This is a genomic window from Rhizobium sp. GCM10022189 (assembly GCF_042656325.1).
In the GTDB taxonomy this organism is placed as follows: Bacteria; Pseudomonadota; Alphaproteobacteria; order Rhizobiales; family Rhizobiaceae; genus Rhizobium.
Genome location: NZ_JBHSOR010000008.1, coordinates 108,582 through 125,010, shown reverse-complemented (window position 1 = coordinate 125,010; position 16,429 = coordinate 108,582). Strand labels below are relative to the sequence as shown.

Here is a 16,429-nt window from a genome sequence, read left to right as displayed (position 1 = left end):
CATTCAAGGAGGAGGCAGATCATGACTGAATTGAAGACCCATAGCGGCAAGCCGCTGCATCCCTCGGTGCCGGAACTGTGCGAGCAGGTCCGCGCCGGCAAGATCGATCGCCGCGGCTTCCTGCGTGCCGTCGCCTGGCTCGGTGTGACGGCGGCTTCCGCCAGCGCCTTCCTCGGCGACAGCAAGCCCGCACTTGCTCAGGAAACGCCTGTGGATGGCGGCACGCTGCGTTTCGGCTGCCAGATCCAGGAACTGACAGATCCGATGATGACGAGCTGGATCGAGGCGTCGAACCTCTATCGCAACAGCCTGGAATTCCTGACCTTTGTCGATGCCGACAATGTCACGCATCCCTATCTGGCCAAGAGCTGGACGCCGTCTGCCGATCTCAAGACCTGGGATTTCGAGCTTGACGAACGCGCCAAATGGTCGAACGGCGATGCTTTCACGCCCGAAGACGTGATCTTCAATATCCAGCGCTGGATCGCACCGGACTCGCAGTCTTCCAACAAGACCGCCTTCTCGGCCGTCGAGAAGGTGGAAAAGACCGGCGACCATACCGTCCGCATCACGCTGTCGCGCGCCGTTTCCTCGCTGCCCGAGCAGCTCTATTCCTACACCTGCCCGATGTTGCATCGCGACTTCGTCAAGGGCGGCGCCAACTGGCCGGCCAACCCGATCGGCACCGGCCCGTTCAAGCTGGAGAGCTATGAAGTCGGCCGCCAGGCCGTGTTCTCCAAGCGCGCCGATTACTGGGGCAAGCCGGCTCATCTCGACGGTATCCAATATATCGACCTCGGCACGGATATCACCACGCATCTTGCGGCGCTCTCGAGCGGCCAGATCGACATCATCTATCGCGCGACGATCGCCGAATACGATCTGATGAAGTCGCTGCCGAATATCCAGATTCTGACCGGCAAGGCAGCCCATACGCTCGTCATGCGCATGCAGTCCGACCAGAAGCCGTTCGACGATATCCGCGTGCGCAAGGCCGTGCAGCTTGCCGCCGACAACAAGCAGATGCTCGATGTCGCCTATCGCGGCGAGGGCGAAGTCGGCGCCAACTTCCACGTCTCTCCGGTCCAGCCAGACTATTTCGCGCTGCCGGCGGTTGCCCGCGATGTGGAAAAGGCCAAGGCGCTGCTTGCCGAAGCCGGCCACAAGGACGGTCTCGATCTGGAGCTGACGCTCGGCAACACGCAGGGGACCTGGGAACAGGATACCGCGCAGGTGCTGCAGCAGAACCTTGCAGAAGCCGGCATCCGGCTGAAGCTCAACGTTCTGCCGGCCTCGCAGTACTGGCCGATCTGGGACAAGGTTCCCTTCGGCCTGACCTACTGGGCGCACCGTCCGCTCGGCGCCATGACGCTCGACCTTGCCTACCGCTCCGGCGGCGCCTGGAACGAGAGCCATTTCGCCAGCAAGGAATTCGACGCTGCGCTCGACAAGGCGCTTGCCGTCGTCGATCCGGCCAAGCGTCCCGAAGCCATGAAGGATGTCGAGCAGATCCTGCAGGATTCCGCCGTCATCATTCAGCCCTATTGGCCGAACCGCTTCAGCGCTGCCGCGACCACCGTCCGCGGCTTCCAGCTTCACCCGGCGGATTATTTCCGCATGGACGGCGTCTGGTTCGCCAAGGCTTGATCTTCGGCGGGGCCGCTCATCGCGGCGGCCCCGACCCGGCAAAGAGGTGGTTCGTGACTGTTTTTCTTTTCATTCTGCGTAAACTGGCAAGCGCTCTCGCGGTGATGTTCACCGTGTCGCTGCTCGTCTACCTGGCGCTGGAGGTCAATGTCGGCGATGTCGCCGTCAAGGTTCTCGGCCAGTTCTCGACGCCGGCCCAGCGCGCCCAGTGGTTGACAGCCAACGGTTACGACGATCCCTTCATCATCCGCTACGGCCGCTGGCTCTGGTCCTTCGTGACCGGCGACTGGGGCATGTCCACCTATTATCGTGCGCCGGTTTCCCACCTGATCCCGGATCGGCTTGCCGCCTCCGGCATTCTTGCTGGCGGGGCGCTGCTCATCATCGTCCCGGTCGGCCTGTTTGCGGGCATCATCGCCGGCATGCGCCCGGGCTCCGTTCTCGACCGCATCATTTCCTTCATCGCGATCGCCACGACCTCGATCCCGGATTTCGCTTCCGCCGTTTTCTTCTCCGCCGTCTTCGTGTTCTGGCTGCACTGGCTGCCCGGCGCCAGCACCATGCTGACGGGTTTTTCGCTGCAGCAGATCATCCTGCCGGTCCTGGTGCTCGGCTTCTATTCCACCGGCTACCTGGCGCGTGTCACCCGCGCCTCGATGATCGAGGTCATGGGCACGCACTATGTCCGCACGGCGCGACTGAAGGGTGCGAGCACGGCGCGCATCGTCTGGCGCCATGCTTTGCGCAACGCGCTGATCACGCCTGTGACCGTCATCATGCTGCAACTCCCCTGGCTTCTGTCTGGCGTCATCGTCGTGGAGGTTTTCTATGCCTATAAGGGCTTCGGCACGCTTCTCTACGACGCCGCGCTCAACAGCGATATCCGCCTCGTCGAGGCCTGCGCGATGGTGAGCGTCGTGGTGGTCGTTGCGACGCAGATCCTCTCCGACCTCGCCTATGGCTGGCTCAATCCGCGCGTCTCGCTGCTCGATGCGGCCAAGGGACGGAAGTGAGGGCGCCATGCGGAAAACCGTAACACCCTACCTCTCCAATCCCGTTATTCTGATCGGCGGGTTCCTCACGATCGGCTGGCTGCTGGTGGCGATCTTCGCGCCGTGGCTTGCGCCCTATGATCCGATCCGCACGCTGCTGCCGCTCGCAAAGCCGGGTATGGCCGATCCCTCGGGCAATGTCTTCTGGCTCGGAACGGACAAGCTCGGCCGCGATATTCTCTCTCGCCTCATCTATGGCGCACGCACCGTCGTCGTCTTCTCGACGCTGGCGACGCTGACGGCCTATGTGGTCGGCGTCGTGCTCGGGCTTGCCGCCGGTTACTGGCGCGGCTGGGGCGATGCGGTTCTGTCCTATGTCGCCAATGTCGTGCTCTCCTTCCCGGTGCTGGTGCTCTACATCGTCATCATCGTCGTGGTCGGTTCCTCGCCTTTCAACATCGTGCTGGCCGTCACTTTCGGCAGCGCGCCGGCGATCTTCCGCATCGTGCGCGGCATCACCATCGACGTCGCCAGCCGTGATTACGTGGCGGCGGCGGTGACGCAGGGCGAAAGCACCTGGCGCATCATGCTCTTCGATATTCTGCCCAATGCCAGCGGGCCGCTCGCCGTCGATTTCTGCCTGCGCCTTGGCTACACGGCGATCACCATCGGCACGCTCGGCTTTCTCGGCCTCGGTCTGCCGCCACCGACGCCGGATTGGGGCACGATGGTCAATGAAGGCCGCGCCATGGCGATCGCCTTCCCGCATCTCGTGATTTTTCCATGCCTTGCGATCTCGTCGCTGATGCTGGGCTTGAGCCTGCTGGCCGACGGATTGCGGGAAGTCTCGGAAGCGCAGGGGAGGCGCGCATGAGCAGCAACGAAAGCCAGCCGATCCTTCGGGTCGAAAACTTAAGCGTCGCCCTGCCGAAGGGTGCTGACCGGCCCTATGCCGTGAAAGCCGCAAGCTTCGATCTGAAGGCGCGCGAAATCCTCTGCATCGTCGGCGAGTCCGGTTCGGGCAAGTCGGTGCTGTCGAGCGCGCTGATGGGTGCGGTCGCGGAAGGGCTGAAGGTTGCCGGCGGCAAGGTCGTGCTTGGCGATACCGATCTCGTCGGCCTTTCCGAGCGGGCATTCCGCGCTATCCGCGGCAGCGATATCGCCATGATCTTCCAGGAGCCGATCGCCTCGCTCAATCCGGCGATGACGGTTTCGGCGCAGATCGAGGAAGTCTTCGAACTGCATTCGGATTTCGATGCCGCCGAGCGCAGGAGACGCGCCCGGGCGCTGGTCGAATCCATGCATCTGCCGAACCCGGACCGTATCCTGCAGGCCTATCCGCATGAGCTTTCCGGCGGCCAGTGCCAGCGCGTCGTCATTGCCATGGCGCTTGCCATGAACCCGCGCGTGCTGATCGCCGACGAGCCGACGACCGCACTCGATGTGACCACACAGGCGCAGGTGCTGAAGCTGGTGCGCGAGCTGCGCGACGTGCACGGCCACGGCATCGTCTTCATTACTCACGATTTCGGCGTGGTGGCCGATATTGCCGACCGCGTGGCGGTCATGCGCCATGGCGAGATCGTCGAGATCGGGGAGGCGAAACAGGTGCTGACGGCACCTGTTCATCCCTACACGAAGGAGCTGATCGCCGCCGTTCCGAGCCTGACGCCGCATGGCCGGCCGGCGGCGCAGACCGGCGAGCAGCCGGTGCTTGCGGTGCATGATCTGCAGCATTCCTACGGCAGCGTTCAGGTTCTGAAACATGTGGAGCTCAGCCTGCTGCCGGGCCGCGTTGTCTCCATCGTCGGCGAATCCGGTTGCGGCAAGTCAACGCTTGCCAAGGCGATGATCCGGCTGATCGAGCCGAAGAGCGGCCGGGTGGAAGTCGCGGGTGCCGATCTTCTCGGCCTTTCGCCGGCGCCGTTGCGGGCGCGCCGCCGGTCGATCCAGATGATTTTCCAGGATCCGTTCGGCTCGCTCAATCCGCGCCGCCGCGTCGGGCCGATGATCGCGCGTTCCGCCATGCTTGCCGGTGTCGAGGCGGGGGAGGCGCGCCGCCGGGCGGAGGAGCTGCTTGATCTCGTCGGCCTGCAGAAGAGCGCCTATTGGCGCAAGCCGTCGGCTTTCTCCGGCGGGCAGCGCCAGCGCATCGGCATTGCCCGCGCGCTTGCCATGCGGCCGGACGTGCTGATTGCGGATGAGAGCGTTTCGGCGCTCGACGTCTCCGTTCAGGCGCAGGTTCTGAAACTGCTTCGCGAATTGCAGGAGAAGCTGCAGCTCGCCATCGTCTTCATCACCCACGACCTGCGCGTCGCGGCCCAGATCAGCGACGAGATCGTGGTGATGCAGAAGGGTGAAATCGTCGAACGCGGCAGTGCGGCCCAGGTGCTGCAGGCGCCGACACACCCCTATACGAGAACACTTCTCGACGCGGCGCCGGGCCGCAGCACGTTCTAGCCGCCGCTTCCGGGCGTCGGCACCCTGTTTCGTTTCAACGCATGGCCGGCAGAGGCCGGCATGCGCGTGATTGTCTATTGTCCCGAGGATGCCGTCATGACGGAATATCGCAATTTCATCGCCGGAGAATTCCGGTCTTCCGGCACTCTGGTGCCGGTGCTCAATCCGGCAACGGAAGCCCAATTCGCCAAGGTGCCGTCGGCGACGGCCGATGAAGCCGTCAAGGCTGTCGAGGCGGCGGCGAAAGCGCAGAAGGAGTGGCGGGCGCTGCCGGCCATTGCGCGCGGCGATGCGCTGCGCAAGCTTGCTGTTGTCATCGAGCAGCGGGCGGAAAAGATCGGTGCGGCGCTGGCGCTGGAATCCGGCAAGAGCTTGGCCGATGCGACGGGCGAGGCGATCTATGGTGCCGAGCTGATGCGCTATCATGCCGAATGGGCACGCCGCATCGAGGGCGAAATCATCCCGAGCGACAATGCCAACGAGACGCTGCTTCTGAAGCGTGAGGCGATCGGCGTCGTCGCCTGCCTGATCCCCTTCAATTTCCCGATCTACACGCTGGTGCGCAAGATCGCGCCGGCGCTGATTGCCGGCAACGCGGTCGTCGTGCGCCCGAGCAATTCGACGCCGACCTCGGCCTTCCAAATTGCCGAAGCCGTGGTCGAGGCAGGACTGCCGGCCGGGCTCGTCAATATCCTTACCATGTCGCATGAGGTTGCGGCGACACTCTGCACCCATCCGAAGGTCGGCATGGTCACGCTGACCGGCAGTCTGCAGGCCGGCCGTATCGTGCTCGACTATTGCAAGGCGAACATTGCCAAGCCGTCGCTGGAACTCGGCGGCAAGACGCCCGTCATCATCGAGCCGGATGCCGATCTCGATGCCGTTGCCGCGCAGCTCGTTGCCGCCAAGACCAATCATTGCGGCCAGCTCTGCACGGCGCCGGAGCGTGTCTATGTGCACCGTTCCATCCATGATACGCTGCTTGCCAAGCTGAAGGCCGGCTTTGCCGCACGCGCCTTCGGCGACCGTTCTGTCGATGCGTCCCGCGTCGGGCCGCTCGCCACCAAGGCTGCGCAGACCAATGTGCACAAGGCCGTCCTGAAGGCGGTGGAGCAGGGGGCGCGTATCGAAGCCGGCGGCATCCTGCCTGAAGGCCCCGGCTTCTTCTATCCGCCGACGCTGCTCTCCAACTGCCGCCAGGACATGGAGATCATTGCCGAGGAAATTTTCGGGCCGGTTCTGCCTGTTGTTGCCTACGATACGACCGAGGAGGCGCTGGCGCTCGCCAACGACCATCAGTTCGGTCTGAGTTCGGTGCTCTTCACCAACGATCACCGCACGATCATGCGCTTTTCCGACGCGATCGAAGCCGGCGAATTCTACGTCAACCGTTTCCCTGCCGATCCCTATCAGGGTTATCACGCCGGCTGGAAGCGCTCCGGCCTTGGCGGCGATGACGGCAAGCACGGCATGCTCGAATTCACCCAGACGCGCCTCGTCATACTCAAGCATTGAGGATCACGGCCATGCAGATCGCATCGCTTTCCACCCATGTCGTCGCCGTTCCGCCGCCGCATATCGGCGGCATGTACTGGATCTTCGTGCGGCTTGCGACGGCTGACGGTATCGAGGGTGTCGGGGAAATTTACTCGACCGCCTTCCATCCGCAGGCGCTCGTGCCGCTGATCGAGGACGTCTTCCAGCGCTATCTGCTCGGCCATGATCCGCATGATATCGAGCGTTTCTGGCGGCTCGCCTATTCGAGCGGTTTCACCCAGCGCCCGGACCCGACGATGATGGGCATCGTCTCCGGCCTGGAAATCGCCTGCTGGGACATTATCGGCAAGGCGGCCGGCAAGCCGGTGCACAAGCTGATCGGCGGGCGCGTGCATGAGAAGCTGCGCGCCTATACCTATCTCTATCCGAAGAACGCAGCCGGCGAATATGACTATAACGATCCGGACCTCGCCGCCGAATGTGCGGAGAAGATGGTCGAGATGGGCTTTACCGCCGTCAAGTTCGACCCGGCCGGTCCCTATACGGCCTATTCCGGCCATCAGCTTTCGCTCGGCGTCATGGACCGCTGCGAAGAATTCTGCGCCCGGATTCGGGAGGCTGTCGGCAGCAGCGCCGATCTGCTCTTCGGCACGCATGGGCAGATGGTGCCGTCCTCGGCGATCCGGCTGGCGCAGCGGCTGGAGAAATATGATCCGCTCTGGTTCGAGGAGCCGGTGCCTCCGGGCCAGGAAGAGGCGATGGCGGAGGTTGCCCGCAAGACCTCGATCCCGATTTCGACCGGCGAGCGGCTGACGACGAAATACGAGTTCCAGCGCGTGCTGGAAACCGGTGCGGCCTCTATCCTGCAGATGAACGTGGCGCGCGCCGGCGGTATTCTGGAATCGAAGAAGATCGCCGGCATGGCGGAGGCGCACTACGCACAGATCGCGCCGCATCTCTATAACGGCCCGATCGGTGCCGCGGCCAGCATCCAGCTTGCCGCGTCTTCGCCGAATTTCCTGATCCATGAGGCGATCGTCGATTTCTCGGGCTTCTATGCCGAGATCCTGAAGACACCGCTGCGTTTCGAGGACGGCTATCTGATCCCGTCGGACGAACCGGGACTGGGCGTGGAGCTCGATCTCGATGTCGTCGCCAAACACTCGCCTTACGAAGGGCAGCGGCTGCATCTGCAAATGGATGACAAGCCTGCCGACGTGAAGGCCTTTGCGCCGGCCCGCGGCTGAGAACGAAGATGACGACATACGATTATATCATCGTCGGCGCCGGCTCGGCCGGCTGCATCCTTGCCGCACGGCTGAGCGAAAGCGGCAGGCACAATGTGCTTTTGATCGAAGCCGGCGGCAATGACAGCTCGCCCTGGTTTCGCATCCCGGTCGGTTATGCGCGCTCCTACTACGATCCGAAGGTCAACTGGATGTACTGGAGCGAGCCGGAAGCGGCACTGAACGGCCGACGCATTTATGCGCCGCGCGGCAAGGTGCAGGGCGGTTCGGGCTCCATCAATGCGATGATCTTCGTGCGCGGCGCGGCCGACGATTTTGACGACTGGAAGGCCGCGGGCAATCTCGGCTGGGGCTATGAAGACGTGCTGCCCTTCTTCCGCAAGCTGGAAACGCATGCGGGCGGCGAGAGCAAATATCATGGCGGCGGCGGGCCGATCCACGTCACGCCGATGCGTGGCCAGTCACATGCGATCACCGAGCGCTTTCTGGAGGCGTGTGCCGAGCTGCAGCTGCCGTTGAACGGGGATTTCAACGGCGAGAGCATCGAGGGCGCCGGTATCTACGACATCAATACGCGCAACGGCGTGCGTTCTTCCTCGTCGCTTGCCTATCTGCGGCCGGCGCTCGGACGGCCCAATCTCGCGATCTTGCGCAAGAGCCGCGTGCGCCGGGTGATCGTCGATGCCGAGGCGCGCGCGACCGGCGTCGAGGTGATCGGGCCGGGTGGCGTCACCAGCTATGCGGCGCGGCAGGAAGTCGTTCTTTCGGCCGGCGCGGTCGATACGCCGAAGCTGTTGCAGCTGTCCGGCATCGGCGACGGGGCGCATCTGCAGTCGCTCGGCATTCCGCTCGTCCGGCACCTGCCGGCGGTCGGCAAGAACCTGCAGGACCATCTCTGCGCCAGCTTCTACTATCGCTCGACCGTGCCGACGCTGAACGACGAACTCGGCACCATCTTCGGGCAGGCGCGGCAGGCGCTGCGCTACATCCTGACCCGGCGGGGGCCGCTGGCGCTGAGCGTCAACCAGGCGGGCGCCTTTCTGCGCGGCAGTCCGGAGGAAGAGCGGCCGAATATTCAGCTCTATTTCAACCCGCTCTCCTACCGCATCCCAAGCGATCCGAAGGCGGGACTGAAGCCGGAGCCCTATTCGGGCTTCCTTCTGGCTTTCAACTCCTGCCGGCCGACGAGCCGCGGTTCGGTCGGCATCGTCTCGCCCGAACTGGCGCATGCGCCGCAGATCCGGCCGAACTATCTCGGCACCGTCCATGACGAGGAGGAGGTCATTCAGGGAAGCCGGCTGGTGCGGCGGATCATGGAAGCGCCGGCGCTGCGGGCCATCACCGAAACGGAGATGCCGCCCTCGGCGGAGGCTCAGACCGACGAGGAGCTGCTGGCCTATTTCCGGGGCAATTCCGGCTCGATCTATCACCTCTGCGGATCGGCTGCGATGGGGCCGGATGAGACGACATCCGTCGTCGATGCGTCGCTGAAGGTGCATGGCGTAAACGGGCTCAGGATCGTCGATGCTTCTATCTTCCCGAACATCACGGCCGGCAATATCAACGCGCCGACGATGATGGTGGCGGAGAAGGGCGCGGCGATGATCCTCGCCGCTGCCTGAGCTATACCTGGTGCCGGTGGATCGGGTCGATCCACGGCACGTCCTCCGGCTTTTCGACCGGTTCGATGTCGAGGTTGACGACCACAGGTTCCTGGCCTGAACGCACGACCACGCATTCCAGCGTCTCGTCGCGGCTGGCGTTGATTTCCTGATGCGGCACGAAGGGCGGCACGTAAATGAAATCGCCGGGGCCGGCCTCTGCGGTGAATTCGAGCTTTTCGCCCCAGCGCATGCGGGCCTTGCCTTTGACCACATAGATGATGCTCTCGAGATCGCCGTGGTGATGGGCGCCGGTCTTGGCATTGGCATGGATCGTCACTGTGCCGGCCCAGATTTTTTCGGCGCCCGCACGTGCATTGTCGATGGCAGTCGCGCGGTTCATACCGGGCGTCTGGGCGGTATTCGGATCGAGCGCATTGCCGGGGATGACCTTCACGCCATGGTCGCGCCAGTCGATATGCTCGTCGCTGTGATTGTCGCTCATGCCGCTCCTCCTGTCGTCGATAGCAATCTAGGCAAGACGTGACCGGCGGCCAAGAGCTGCCGGTCCTTTTCCGTCATTCGCGGATCAGCACGTGATTGTCCTTCAGCCAGAAGGGCGGCAGATAAAGCGGCGTATCCGAAAGCGGCAGGATGTTTTCCTTCAGGACAACGCCGAGTTTGTCCGCCATGAAGGCGCGGCGGGCGGCGATGCGGGCATACGTCTCGGGATAGCGGGTGCGGATGGCATCGCGCAGGTCGGCATCGGCAAAGGCGATTGCATCCTCGCAGTTCAGCGCCCAGCCGGCCGGCATCGGCACGGGTATGACATCGACCTGGAAGGGCATGCCGGAACGCAGGCGCTCGATGGAACCCGGGCGAACAGGCGAATGCAGCCATTCCTCGTGGCTGCCGAGGTGGCCGGGGTTGAGAGCGGAGTTCAGGCCGGCGGATTTCAGCTTCTCGGTAACGGCGGTGAAGAGGTCGCCGCCGGTCGTGCCGATATCGGCGGTTTCATACCAGGTGATCAGCGCTTCGAAATAGGCCTTGGCGGATTTGAGAAAGGCCTCGTCATGATCGGTCAGCAGGCCGGCCCGCGAGGAGAGGGCGCCCCAGTAACCGAGCGCGGTGGTGACGCCGTCGCCCTTCTTCAGGCGACGGGCCGTCGGGCTGCGCAGGCCGACGATGTTTTCGCCCTTGCCGACGGAGGCGAACATGGTGTGGACGTTCAGCGGATCGCCCTCATAGCCGAGCCGGCCGAGCGCTTCGAATTCGGTGTCGCCTTCGCGGACGCCCGACACGACGCGCCAGAGTGCGCGCGAGCAGCGGGCCGACGCCCATTCGAAGGCGGCAAGCTGGTCGACATCGACGACGGATCGCAGGCCGTTTTCCGGATGCATCAGGACGGCCGTTGCGTCGGTAACGCTGCCGGCAACACGGCGGAGCACAGCGACGATGAAATCGGGGGCGAAGAAGCAATTTGCGTGGTCCTCGTCCTCTTCCGCCGAAAGATATTTCCAGCCGACGAGGCCGATGCTGTCGCCCTTGCCGATGCCGGCATCCCTGAGACGGTCGGCAAGACGCGGGTTCTGCGTGCGGTCCTGGCCCATGAGGCTGAAGGTCTGTGCCCGCAGCACCTCGATGCCGGGCAGGCGGGCGAGCACCGTATAGCTTTCGGATTCATTGCCGGTGATGACGATGCGCTTTCCCTTGGGGCCGAGCAGCAGCAGGGCCTCCTCGAAGCGCGGCTCGAAGCCGGAGAGGAACATGATATTGCCGAAATGCTCACGGTCGCCATAGACGACGAGCCAATCGGTGCCGGCCGCCTTCAGCGCAGCGTCGGCGCGGGCGGCGTAGGTCCCGGCCGGGATCTGCGGCTGATCGGCGGCGACCGGCCCGAAATCGGGCAGGCTGAGGGGCGAGAGGGTGATTGCCATGCGGTTCCTCCATTCAAGCTGGCATTGAGGCGAAAAGCGGTGTTGGCACCGGTTTCAGTGCCGTGAAAGTGGATGATTGCAAGTTTCCGATAGCGAAGATGCGCTTGTCTGCGCTATCACGCCATGACTGGTTGGAAAGCGCTCGAATATGACACAGAACAATGGCCGCGATGCCGCTCCGACGATTGCCGATGTTGCAAAGCTCGCCGGCGTGTCGCGCGCGGTTGCGAGCCGGGCGCTGTCCAACGAGCCGAGGCCGGTTTCGGCCGACAAGCGTGAACGGGTGGTCGAGGCCGCCGCCCGGCTCGGCTACAAGCCGAACCTTCTGGCGCAGAGCCTGACGACCAAGACGGTCAATCTCGTTGCCGTCGTCGTCAACCACATCCACGATCTTTCCGACCTCGATCTTTTCGACCGGCTGCTGGACCAGATCCAGTCGATCGGCAAACAGGTCATCATGATCCGCATCGGCTCGGTCGCCCGTGTGGAGGAATTCCTGCGCAATGGTGTGGCCTATCATGTCGATGCGGCGCTGGTCTTTTCGGATTTTGCGGATGCGGCGACGGTCAGGCGCATGTTCCGCTCCGATCTCGTCGTCATGCTGAACGGGCTGCATGACGATCTCTCGCCGGTCGTCATTCCCGATGAGGGCAGCGGTATTGGCGAGGCCGTGGCCGACGCCGCGAGAAAAGGCGTCCGGCAGGCTGGGCTTGTGACCGGGCGTTCGTCCTCGCCGATGGAGCAGGCGCGCATCGGCTTCTACAGGCAGGCTTTCGCCGAGAACGGCATAGAGCTGGTGCGCACGGTGCAAGGCGACTATTCCTACGAGAGCGGGCATGCGGCAGCCAAGGAACTGACCGGCGCCGATTGCCCGGATGCGATCTTCTGCACGTCGGATGCGATGGCCATGGGCATTCTCGATGTCTGCCGCGCCGATTTTCCCGGCAACCGGCCGGCACGCTTCCGGCTCTACGGTTTCGACAACCTTTCGCTCACCGATTTCGATGCCTATCCGATCTCCTCGATCGGTTACGACAAGGGCGTCTATGTGGAGCAGATGGTGGATTTCATCGCCAATCCCGGCGATTTCCGTCCCGGCCAGCCGCCAGTCATCGTGCCGACGACCTATTTTCCGCGCCTGACTTCCTGATGGTAATGACATCCTGACAGGCCGCCCGGAGGCGGCCTGTCAGGATCATCTTACCACTGCGGGTTCAGAGCCGGCGGGTTGGCTTCGGGACCCCACCATTTCTTGTAATTGGCTTCGTAGGCGCCCGACTGAATGTAATCGGAGACGAACATGTCGAGCCAGCGAACGAATTCCGGATCGCCCTTGGCAACGGCAATGCCGATCGGGTCGTTGGAATAGAGGCCGGCAAGGGTCACGAGCGTCGGGTTCTTGGTGGCGAGGTAGTCGAGCAGCGAGGAGTCCTCGATCGCGGCGTCGACGCGCTTCTGCTGGAGCTGCAGGACGCCATCGGGGGCGAACTGGTCGACATAGACGAGCTGTGCGTCCGGTACGGCCGTCTTCAGGAAGGTTTCGCCCGTCGTGCCGCGGCCGACGACGACCTTCTTGCCGGCGAGATCCTTCAGTTCCTTGATGCCGGCGTCCTTCTGGACGATGACGCGCAGGCCGGCGCGGTTGTACGGGATCGAGAAGTTGACGACCTTGGCGCGCTCGAGCGTGGCCGACGTATTGGCGATCGCCACGTCGATCTGGCCTGACACCAGCATGGAGATGCGGGCATCACCCGAAACGTCGGTGAATTCGACGGGTACGCCGAGCTTTTCCGCCAGGCGGTTGGCGACATCGACGTCATAACCGACCGGGTTGTTCTGGGCGTCGCGGAAGCCGATCGGCTCGCCGCCGAGCGACACGCCGATGCGCACGACGCCGCGCGAGCGGATATCGTCGATCATGCCGGCCAAGGACGGAAGCGCAGAGCCGGCAACGATGGCCAGCGCGGCAATGGCTGTGAGAATGCGTTTCATGGTTCCATTTCCCTCTTCTTGATTATGCCTGTTTCGCGACCCGAAGTTCCGGTTCGGGCATCGAGTCCTCCCAGAGCCAGTAGCGGATTTCGCCCTCGCATCTGAAATTCACGACCTCATGGTTTCCCTTTGCGTCGACGGCATGGATGACCACGCCGGCCAGGAAACCGGAGGACAGTTCCTTGAGCTCCTCGACAGCCAGCTTGACGGCGTCGGAGAGCGAATAGCCGAATTTGAGCGCCAGAACGACGGTGCGCGCAGTCGAGCAGCGCATGGTCATCTCGCCGGTATGAGTGCAGGCGGCGGCACCGTAACGGCTGTCGGCATAGAAGCCGGCGCCGGGAATGGGGCTGTCGCCAAGACGGCCGGGATATTTCCAGGCCCAGCCGGAGGTGGATGTCGCGGCATGGATGCCGCGCGCCGGATCGGCGGACAGGAAGACGGTGGTGTCGCGCACACGCTCGGGATCGGTGATGGCGCGGCTCAGGGGGGCCAGCGGGATATCGGGGAATTTCGCCAGATCTTCCGGCGAGAGTTCCTTTTCCAGCCGCTCCCACCAGACGCGCTTGCTGTCCTCGAAGAGCACGTCGTCCTTGGAGAAACCGATTTCACTGGCAAAGCGGCGCGCGCCGTCGCCGGTCAGCATTACATGCGGCAGGCGCTTCATCACTTCATGGGCGAGACGGGCGACCGGCAACGTGTTCGGCACGGCGCCGACGGTGCCGACATCGCGGGTATTGCCGTCCATGACGGCGGCGTCGAGTTCCATGTTGCCAAGCATGTTCGGCCAGCCGCCGTAACCGACGCTGCGCACCTTGACTTCGCTTTCCACCTTGCTGATGCCGGCGACCATGGCGTCGAGGCTGACGGCGCCCTCGCGCAGCATCTGCACCGTCGTCGGGAAACCGGGCCAGGCTTCTTTATTGGCCAAGAGCAGCATGAATACCTCTAATCTTTACGCATTTTGGACAGGAACTGGGCGATACGCGGATTGGCCATGCCGCCCTCGGCGGCGAAGAAATCCGCGGTCGGCAGATCGACGAGCAACTTGCCCTTGTCGAGGAAGACGATGCGGTTGGAAATCTGCCGGGCGAATTCGATCTCGTGGGTGACGAAGAGCATGGTCGTGCCCTCGGCCGCGAGCTTGGCGAGGATCGCCAGAACCTCGGCCGTCATTTCCGGGTCGAGGGCGCTGGTCACTTCATCGAGCAGCAGGTAGCGCGGCTGCATGGCAAGCGCCCGGCAGATGCCGACACGCTGGCGCTGGCCGCCGGAAAGCTGGGCCGGATAGGCATCGGCGCGGTCGCCGAGGCCGACGGAGGCCAGCAGCGCGCGGGCAGTGGCTTCGGCTTCTGCGCGCGGCTTCTTCAGCACTTCGATCGGCGCCAGAGTGACGTTACCGAGCACCGTCATATGCGGATAGAGATTGAAGAGCTGGAAGACGGTGGCCGAGCGCTTGCGGGCTTCGGCCAATTCCTTCGGCTTGCCGACGTCGAAATCGTCGACGGTGATGTGGCCGCCGTTCAACTTCTCCAGGCCGTTGATGCAGCGGATCAAAGTCGACTTGCCGGAGCCGGAGGAGCCGAGAATGGAAACGACCTCGCCGGGATTGATGGTGAGATTGACGCCATCGAGAACGGTGACGGGACCGAAGGCCTTTTTGACGTTTTCTACTTTGAGCATATTAGAGCCCTCTCCAGGCGGCATGCGCCCTGAGGCGGTTTTCGAAGCGCGCGCCGAGCTTTGCGAGCAGCTTGGCGCAGACGTAATAGAGCAGGCCGACCACGGTCCAGACGATGAAGGGTTTTAGCGTGCGCAGGTTGAGGATGTTGCCGATCTTGGTGAGATCGACGACGCCGATGACCGAGATCAGCGACGTGACCTGCAGCTGGTTGACCAGCAGCGCCGTCAGCGGGCCGATGGCGAAGGCCATGGCCTGGGGGGCCACGACATGGCGCAGCACCTGCCAGCGCGTGAGGCCGAAGACGCGGGCGGCCTCGATCTGGTCGCGGCCGATGGATTCGATCGCCGAGACCGCGATGACATAGACGAAGGCGGCGGTGTTGGCAGAGAGCGTGATGGTGGCGGCCGCGGTCGGCGTGATGCGGATGTGGAAAAGGCCGGGCAGGCCGAAAAAGACCAGGAAGAGCTGTACCAGGACAGGCGAGTTCTTCAGGAGTTCGGCAAAGAAGGTGATGACCGGGGTCAGCACCGGTACACGGTAGAAGCGGCAGACGGCCCAAAGCGTGCCGATCAAGAGGCCGATCAGCGATGTCGAGAAGAACAGGCCGAGGCTGACGCCGAGACCCTGCAGCAGCAGCCAGATGTCGAAGGGCGTGAAATCGGAAAAGCGCATCAGGCAACGGCCTCCATCATGTCGCGGTTCAGGCGGCGGTGGAGGAGGGCGATGCCGAGCGAGACGAGATAGGTCAGCGCAGCATAGACGACGAGCAGCACGACATAGACTTCGAAGGGCCGGTAGGTCTGCGAGACGACGATCTGTGCCGAGCCGGTCAGCTCGTTCAGCGTGATGGTCGAGAGGATCGAGGACGTGAGGATCATGTTGATCAGCACCGAGCCGAGCGGGCGAACGGAGGTTCTGAGCGCGATCGGCAGCACGATCTTGGTGAAGACTACCCGGCGCGACAGGCCGCTGACTTCGGCCGCTTCGATGATGCCCTGGTCGATCGCCAGGATACCGGCGCGGATGACGTCGGAGGCATAGGCGCCGCCGGCAATCGACAGTGCCACGACCCCCGTCGTGAAGGCATCGATATAGATGCCGATCTCCGGCAGGCCGTAATAGAAGAAGAACAGCTGCACGATGAAGGGCACGTTGCGGAAGATATCGACGTAGACGAAGGAAATCCGGCGCAGAAGGGCGGATGAGGAGGTGCGCGCAATGGCGACGAACGCGCCCATGATGACGCTGCCGATCAGGGCCAGGGCACAGGCCTCCGCCGTCAGCAGCGCGCCCTGCGCGAGAAAGCCCAGATGGGGCAAGAGGATCGAAAGGTCGAACCGCACGATCACTCCCTATGTACGATTGAAACCGG

At 63.6% G+C, this 16,429-nt stretch carries 15 protein-coding genes; 8 read left to right on the top strand and 7 right to left on the bottom strand.

Features of this window, described 5'->3' with window-relative positions; all coding sequences use genetic code 11:
• Positions 1 to 21 precede the first annotated feature (21 nt).
• From ACFPWW_RS08270 to ACFPWW_RS08240, 7 genes are read left to right on the top strand one after another with little or no spacing between them, the layout of a single operon-like run.
• A complete protein-coding gene (locus ACFPWW_RS08270; RefSeq protein ID WP_377311338.1) occupies positions 22 to 1,647 on the top strand; it encodes an ABC transporter substrate-binding protein in 1,626 nt (541 codons plus the stop codon).
• Between the two features lie 53 nt (positions 1,648 to 1,700).
• Positions 1,701 to 2,660 (top strand): ABC transporter permease, encoded by a 960-nt coding sequence (locus ACFPWW_RS08265; RefSeq protein WP_377311337.1) that lies wholly within the window; start codon positions 1,701 to 1,703, stop codon positions 2,658 to 2,660.
• A 7-nt stretch (positions 2,661 to 2,667) separates the two neighbouring features.
• Positions 2,668 to 3,513, top strand: coding sequence for an ABC transporter permease (locus tag ACFPWW_RS08260; protein WP_112562949.1), 846 nt, complete (start codon positions 2,668 to 2,670; stop codon positions 3,511 to 3,513).
• Positions 3,510 to 5,099: a dipeptide ABC transporter ATP-binding protein gene (locus tag ACFPWW_RS08255; RefSeq protein ID WP_112562947.1), complete on the top strand. Its 1,590-nt coding sequence runs from the start codon at positions 3,510 to 3,512 to the stop codon at positions 5,097 to 5,099. Before ACFPWW_RS08260 ends, ACFPWW_RS08255 begins: the two co-directional genes overlap by 4 nt.
• 60 nt (positions 5,100 to 5,159) lie before the next feature.
• Positions 5,160 to 6,614, top strand: coding sequence for an aldehyde dehydrogenase (gene aldA / locus ACFPWW_RS08250; RefSeq protein WP_377311336.1), 1,455 nt, complete (start codon positions 5,160 to 5,162; stop codon positions 6,612 to 6,614).
• A gap of 11 nt (positions 6,615 to 6,625) precedes the next feature.
• Complete coding sequence (locus tag ACFPWW_RS08245) at positions 6,626 to 7,843, top strand: mandelate racemase/muconate lactonizing enzyme family protein (protein ID WP_377311335.1); 1,218 nt, start codon at positions 6,626 to 6,628, stop codon at positions 7,841 to 7,843.
• A gap of 8 nt (positions 7,844 to 7,851) precedes the next feature.
• Positions 7,852 to 9,465 carry a GMC family oxidoreductase gene (locus ACFPWW_RS08240; RefSeq protein ID WP_377311334.1) on the top strand — a complete coding sequence of 538 codons (1,614 nt, stop codon included), beginning with the start codon at positions 7,852 to 7,854 and terminating at the stop codon, positions 9,463 to 9,465.
• A gap of 1 nt (position 9,466) precedes the next feature.
• On the opposite strand, the gene ACFPWW_RS08235 is transcribed toward ACFPWW_RS08240, so the two are convergent.
• Together ACFPWW_RS08235 and ACFPWW_RS08230 are read right to left on the bottom strand one after the other, a co-directional pair.
• Positions 9,467 to 9,949, bottom strand: coding sequence for a cupin domain-containing protein (locus ACFPWW_RS08235; protein WP_112704716.1), 483 nt, complete (start codon positions 9,947 to 9,949; stop codon positions 9,467 to 9,469).
• Positions 9,950 to 10,022: 73 nt separating this feature from the next.
• A complete protein-coding gene (locus tag ACFPWW_RS08230) occupies positions 10,023 to 11,381 on the bottom strand; it encodes a Xaa-Pro aminopeptidase (RefSeq protein WP_377311333.1) in 1,359 nt (452 codons plus the stop codon).
• A gap of 148 nt (positions 11,382 to 11,529) precedes the next feature.
• Here ACFPWW_RS08230 and ACFPWW_RS08225 point away from each other — a divergent pair, with 148 nt between their 5' ends.
• Positions 11,530 to 12,531 carry a LacI family DNA-binding transcriptional regulator gene (locus tag ACFPWW_RS08225; protein WP_377311332.1) on the top strand — a complete coding sequence of 334 codons (1,002 nt, stop codon included), beginning with the start codon at positions 11,530 to 11,532 and terminating at the stop codon, positions 12,529 to 12,531.
• 50 nt (positions 12,532 to 12,581) lie between these two features.
• Here ACFPWW_RS08225 and ACFPWW_RS08220 read toward each other — a convergent pair whose 3' ends face one another.
• The 5 genes from ACFPWW_RS08220 to ACFPWW_RS08200 are packed head-to-tail and all read right to left on the bottom strand — an operon-like array spanning position 12,582 to position 16,400.
• Positions 12,582 to 13,373 (bottom strand): transporter substrate-binding domain-containing protein, encoded by a 792-nt coding sequence (locus ACFPWW_RS08220; RefSeq protein WP_112704714.1) that lies wholly within the window; start codon positions 13,371 to 13,373, stop codon positions 12,582 to 12,584.
• A gap of 22 nt (positions 13,374 to 13,395) precedes the next feature.
• Positions 13,396 to 14,313 carry a N(4)-(beta-N-acetylglucosaminyl)-L-asparaginase gene (locus tag ACFPWW_RS08215; protein WP_112704713.1) on the bottom strand — a complete coding sequence of 306 codons (918 nt, stop codon included), beginning with the start codon at positions 14,311 to 14,313 and terminating at the stop codon, positions 13,396 to 13,398.
• Between the two features lie 8 nt (positions 14,314 to 14,321).
• Positions 14,322 to 15,056: an amino acid ABC transporter ATP-binding protein gene (locus ACFPWW_RS08210; protein WP_112562931.1), complete on the bottom strand. Its 735-nt coding sequence runs from the start codon at positions 15,054 to 15,056 to the stop codon at positions 14,322 to 14,324.
• A gap of 1 nt (position 15,057) precedes the next feature.
• Positions 15,058 to 15,729 carry an amino acid ABC transporter permease gene (locus ACFPWW_RS08205; protein WP_112562929.1) on the bottom strand — a complete coding sequence of 224 codons (672 nt, stop codon included), beginning with the start codon at positions 15,727 to 15,729 and terminating at the stop codon, positions 15,058 to 15,060.
• Entirely contained in the window at positions 15,729 to 16,400 is a 672-nt protein-coding gene (locus ACFPWW_RS08200) for an amino acid ABC transporter permease (RefSeq protein WP_112563201.1), read from the bottom strand. The genes ACFPWW_RS08205 and ACFPWW_RS08200 overlap by 1 nt, the downstream gene beginning before the upstream one ends.
• Positions 16,401 to 16,429 lie beyond the last annotated feature (29 nt).

What these genes read in the sequence shown, in the direction of transcription:
- ACFPWW_RS08270 (WP_377311338.1), top strand. Translation starts at nt 22, where the DNA reads ATGACTGAATTGAAGACCCATAGCGGCAAGCCGCTGCATCCCTCGGTG.
- ACFPWW_RS08260 (WP_112562949.1), top strand. Translation starts at nt 2,668, where the DNA reads ATGCGGAAAACCGTAACACCCTACCTCTCCAATCCCGTTATTCTGATC.
- ACFPWW_RS08255 (WP_112562947.1), top strand. Translation starts at nt 3,510, where the DNA reads ATGAGCAGCAACGAAAGCCAGCCGATCCTTCGGGTCGAAAACTTAAGC.
- aldA (WP_377311336.1), top strand. Translation starts at nt 5,160, where the DNA reads ATGCGCGTGATTGTCTATTGTCCCGAGGATGCCGTCATGACGGAATAT.
- ACFPWW_RS08245 (WP_377311335.1), top strand. Translation starts at nt 6,626, where the DNA reads ATGCAGATCGCATCGCTTTCCACCCATGTCGTCGCCGTTCCGCCGCCG.
- ACFPWW_RS08240 (WP_377311334.1), top strand. Translation starts at nt 7,852, where the DNA reads ATGACGACATACGATTATATCATCGTCGGCGCCGGCTCGGCCGGCTGC.
- ACFPWW_RS08235 (WP_112704716.1), bottom strand. Translation starts at nt 9,949, where the DNA reads ATGAGCGACAATCACAGCGACGAGCATATCGACTGGCGCGACCATGGC.
- ACFPWW_RS08230 (WP_377311333.1), bottom strand. Translation starts at nt 11,381, where the DNA reads ATGGCAATCACCCTCTCGCCCCTCAGCCTGCCCGATTTCGGGCCGGTC.
- ACFPWW_RS08225 (WP_377311332.1), top strand. Translation starts at nt 11,530, where the DNA reads ATGACACAGAACAATGGCCGCGATGCCGCTCCGACGATTGCCGATGTT.
- ACFPWW_RS08220 (WP_112704714.1), bottom strand. Translation starts at nt 13,373, where the DNA reads ATGAAACGCATTCTCACAGCCATTGCCGCGCTGGCCATCGTTGCCGGC.
- ACFPWW_RS08215 (WP_112704713.1), bottom strand. Translation starts at nt 14,313, where the DNA reads ATGCTGCTCTTGGCCAATAAAGAAGCCTGGCCCGGTTTCCCGACGACG.
- ACFPWW_RS08210 (WP_112562931.1), bottom strand. Translation starts at nt 15,056, where the DNA reads ATGCTCAAAGTAGAAAACGTCAAAAAGGCCTTCGGTCCCGTCACCGTT.
- ACFPWW_RS08205 (WP_112562929.1), bottom strand. Translation starts at nt 15,729, where the DNA reads ATGCGCTTTTCCGATTTCACGCCCTTCGACATCTGGCTGCTGCTGCAG.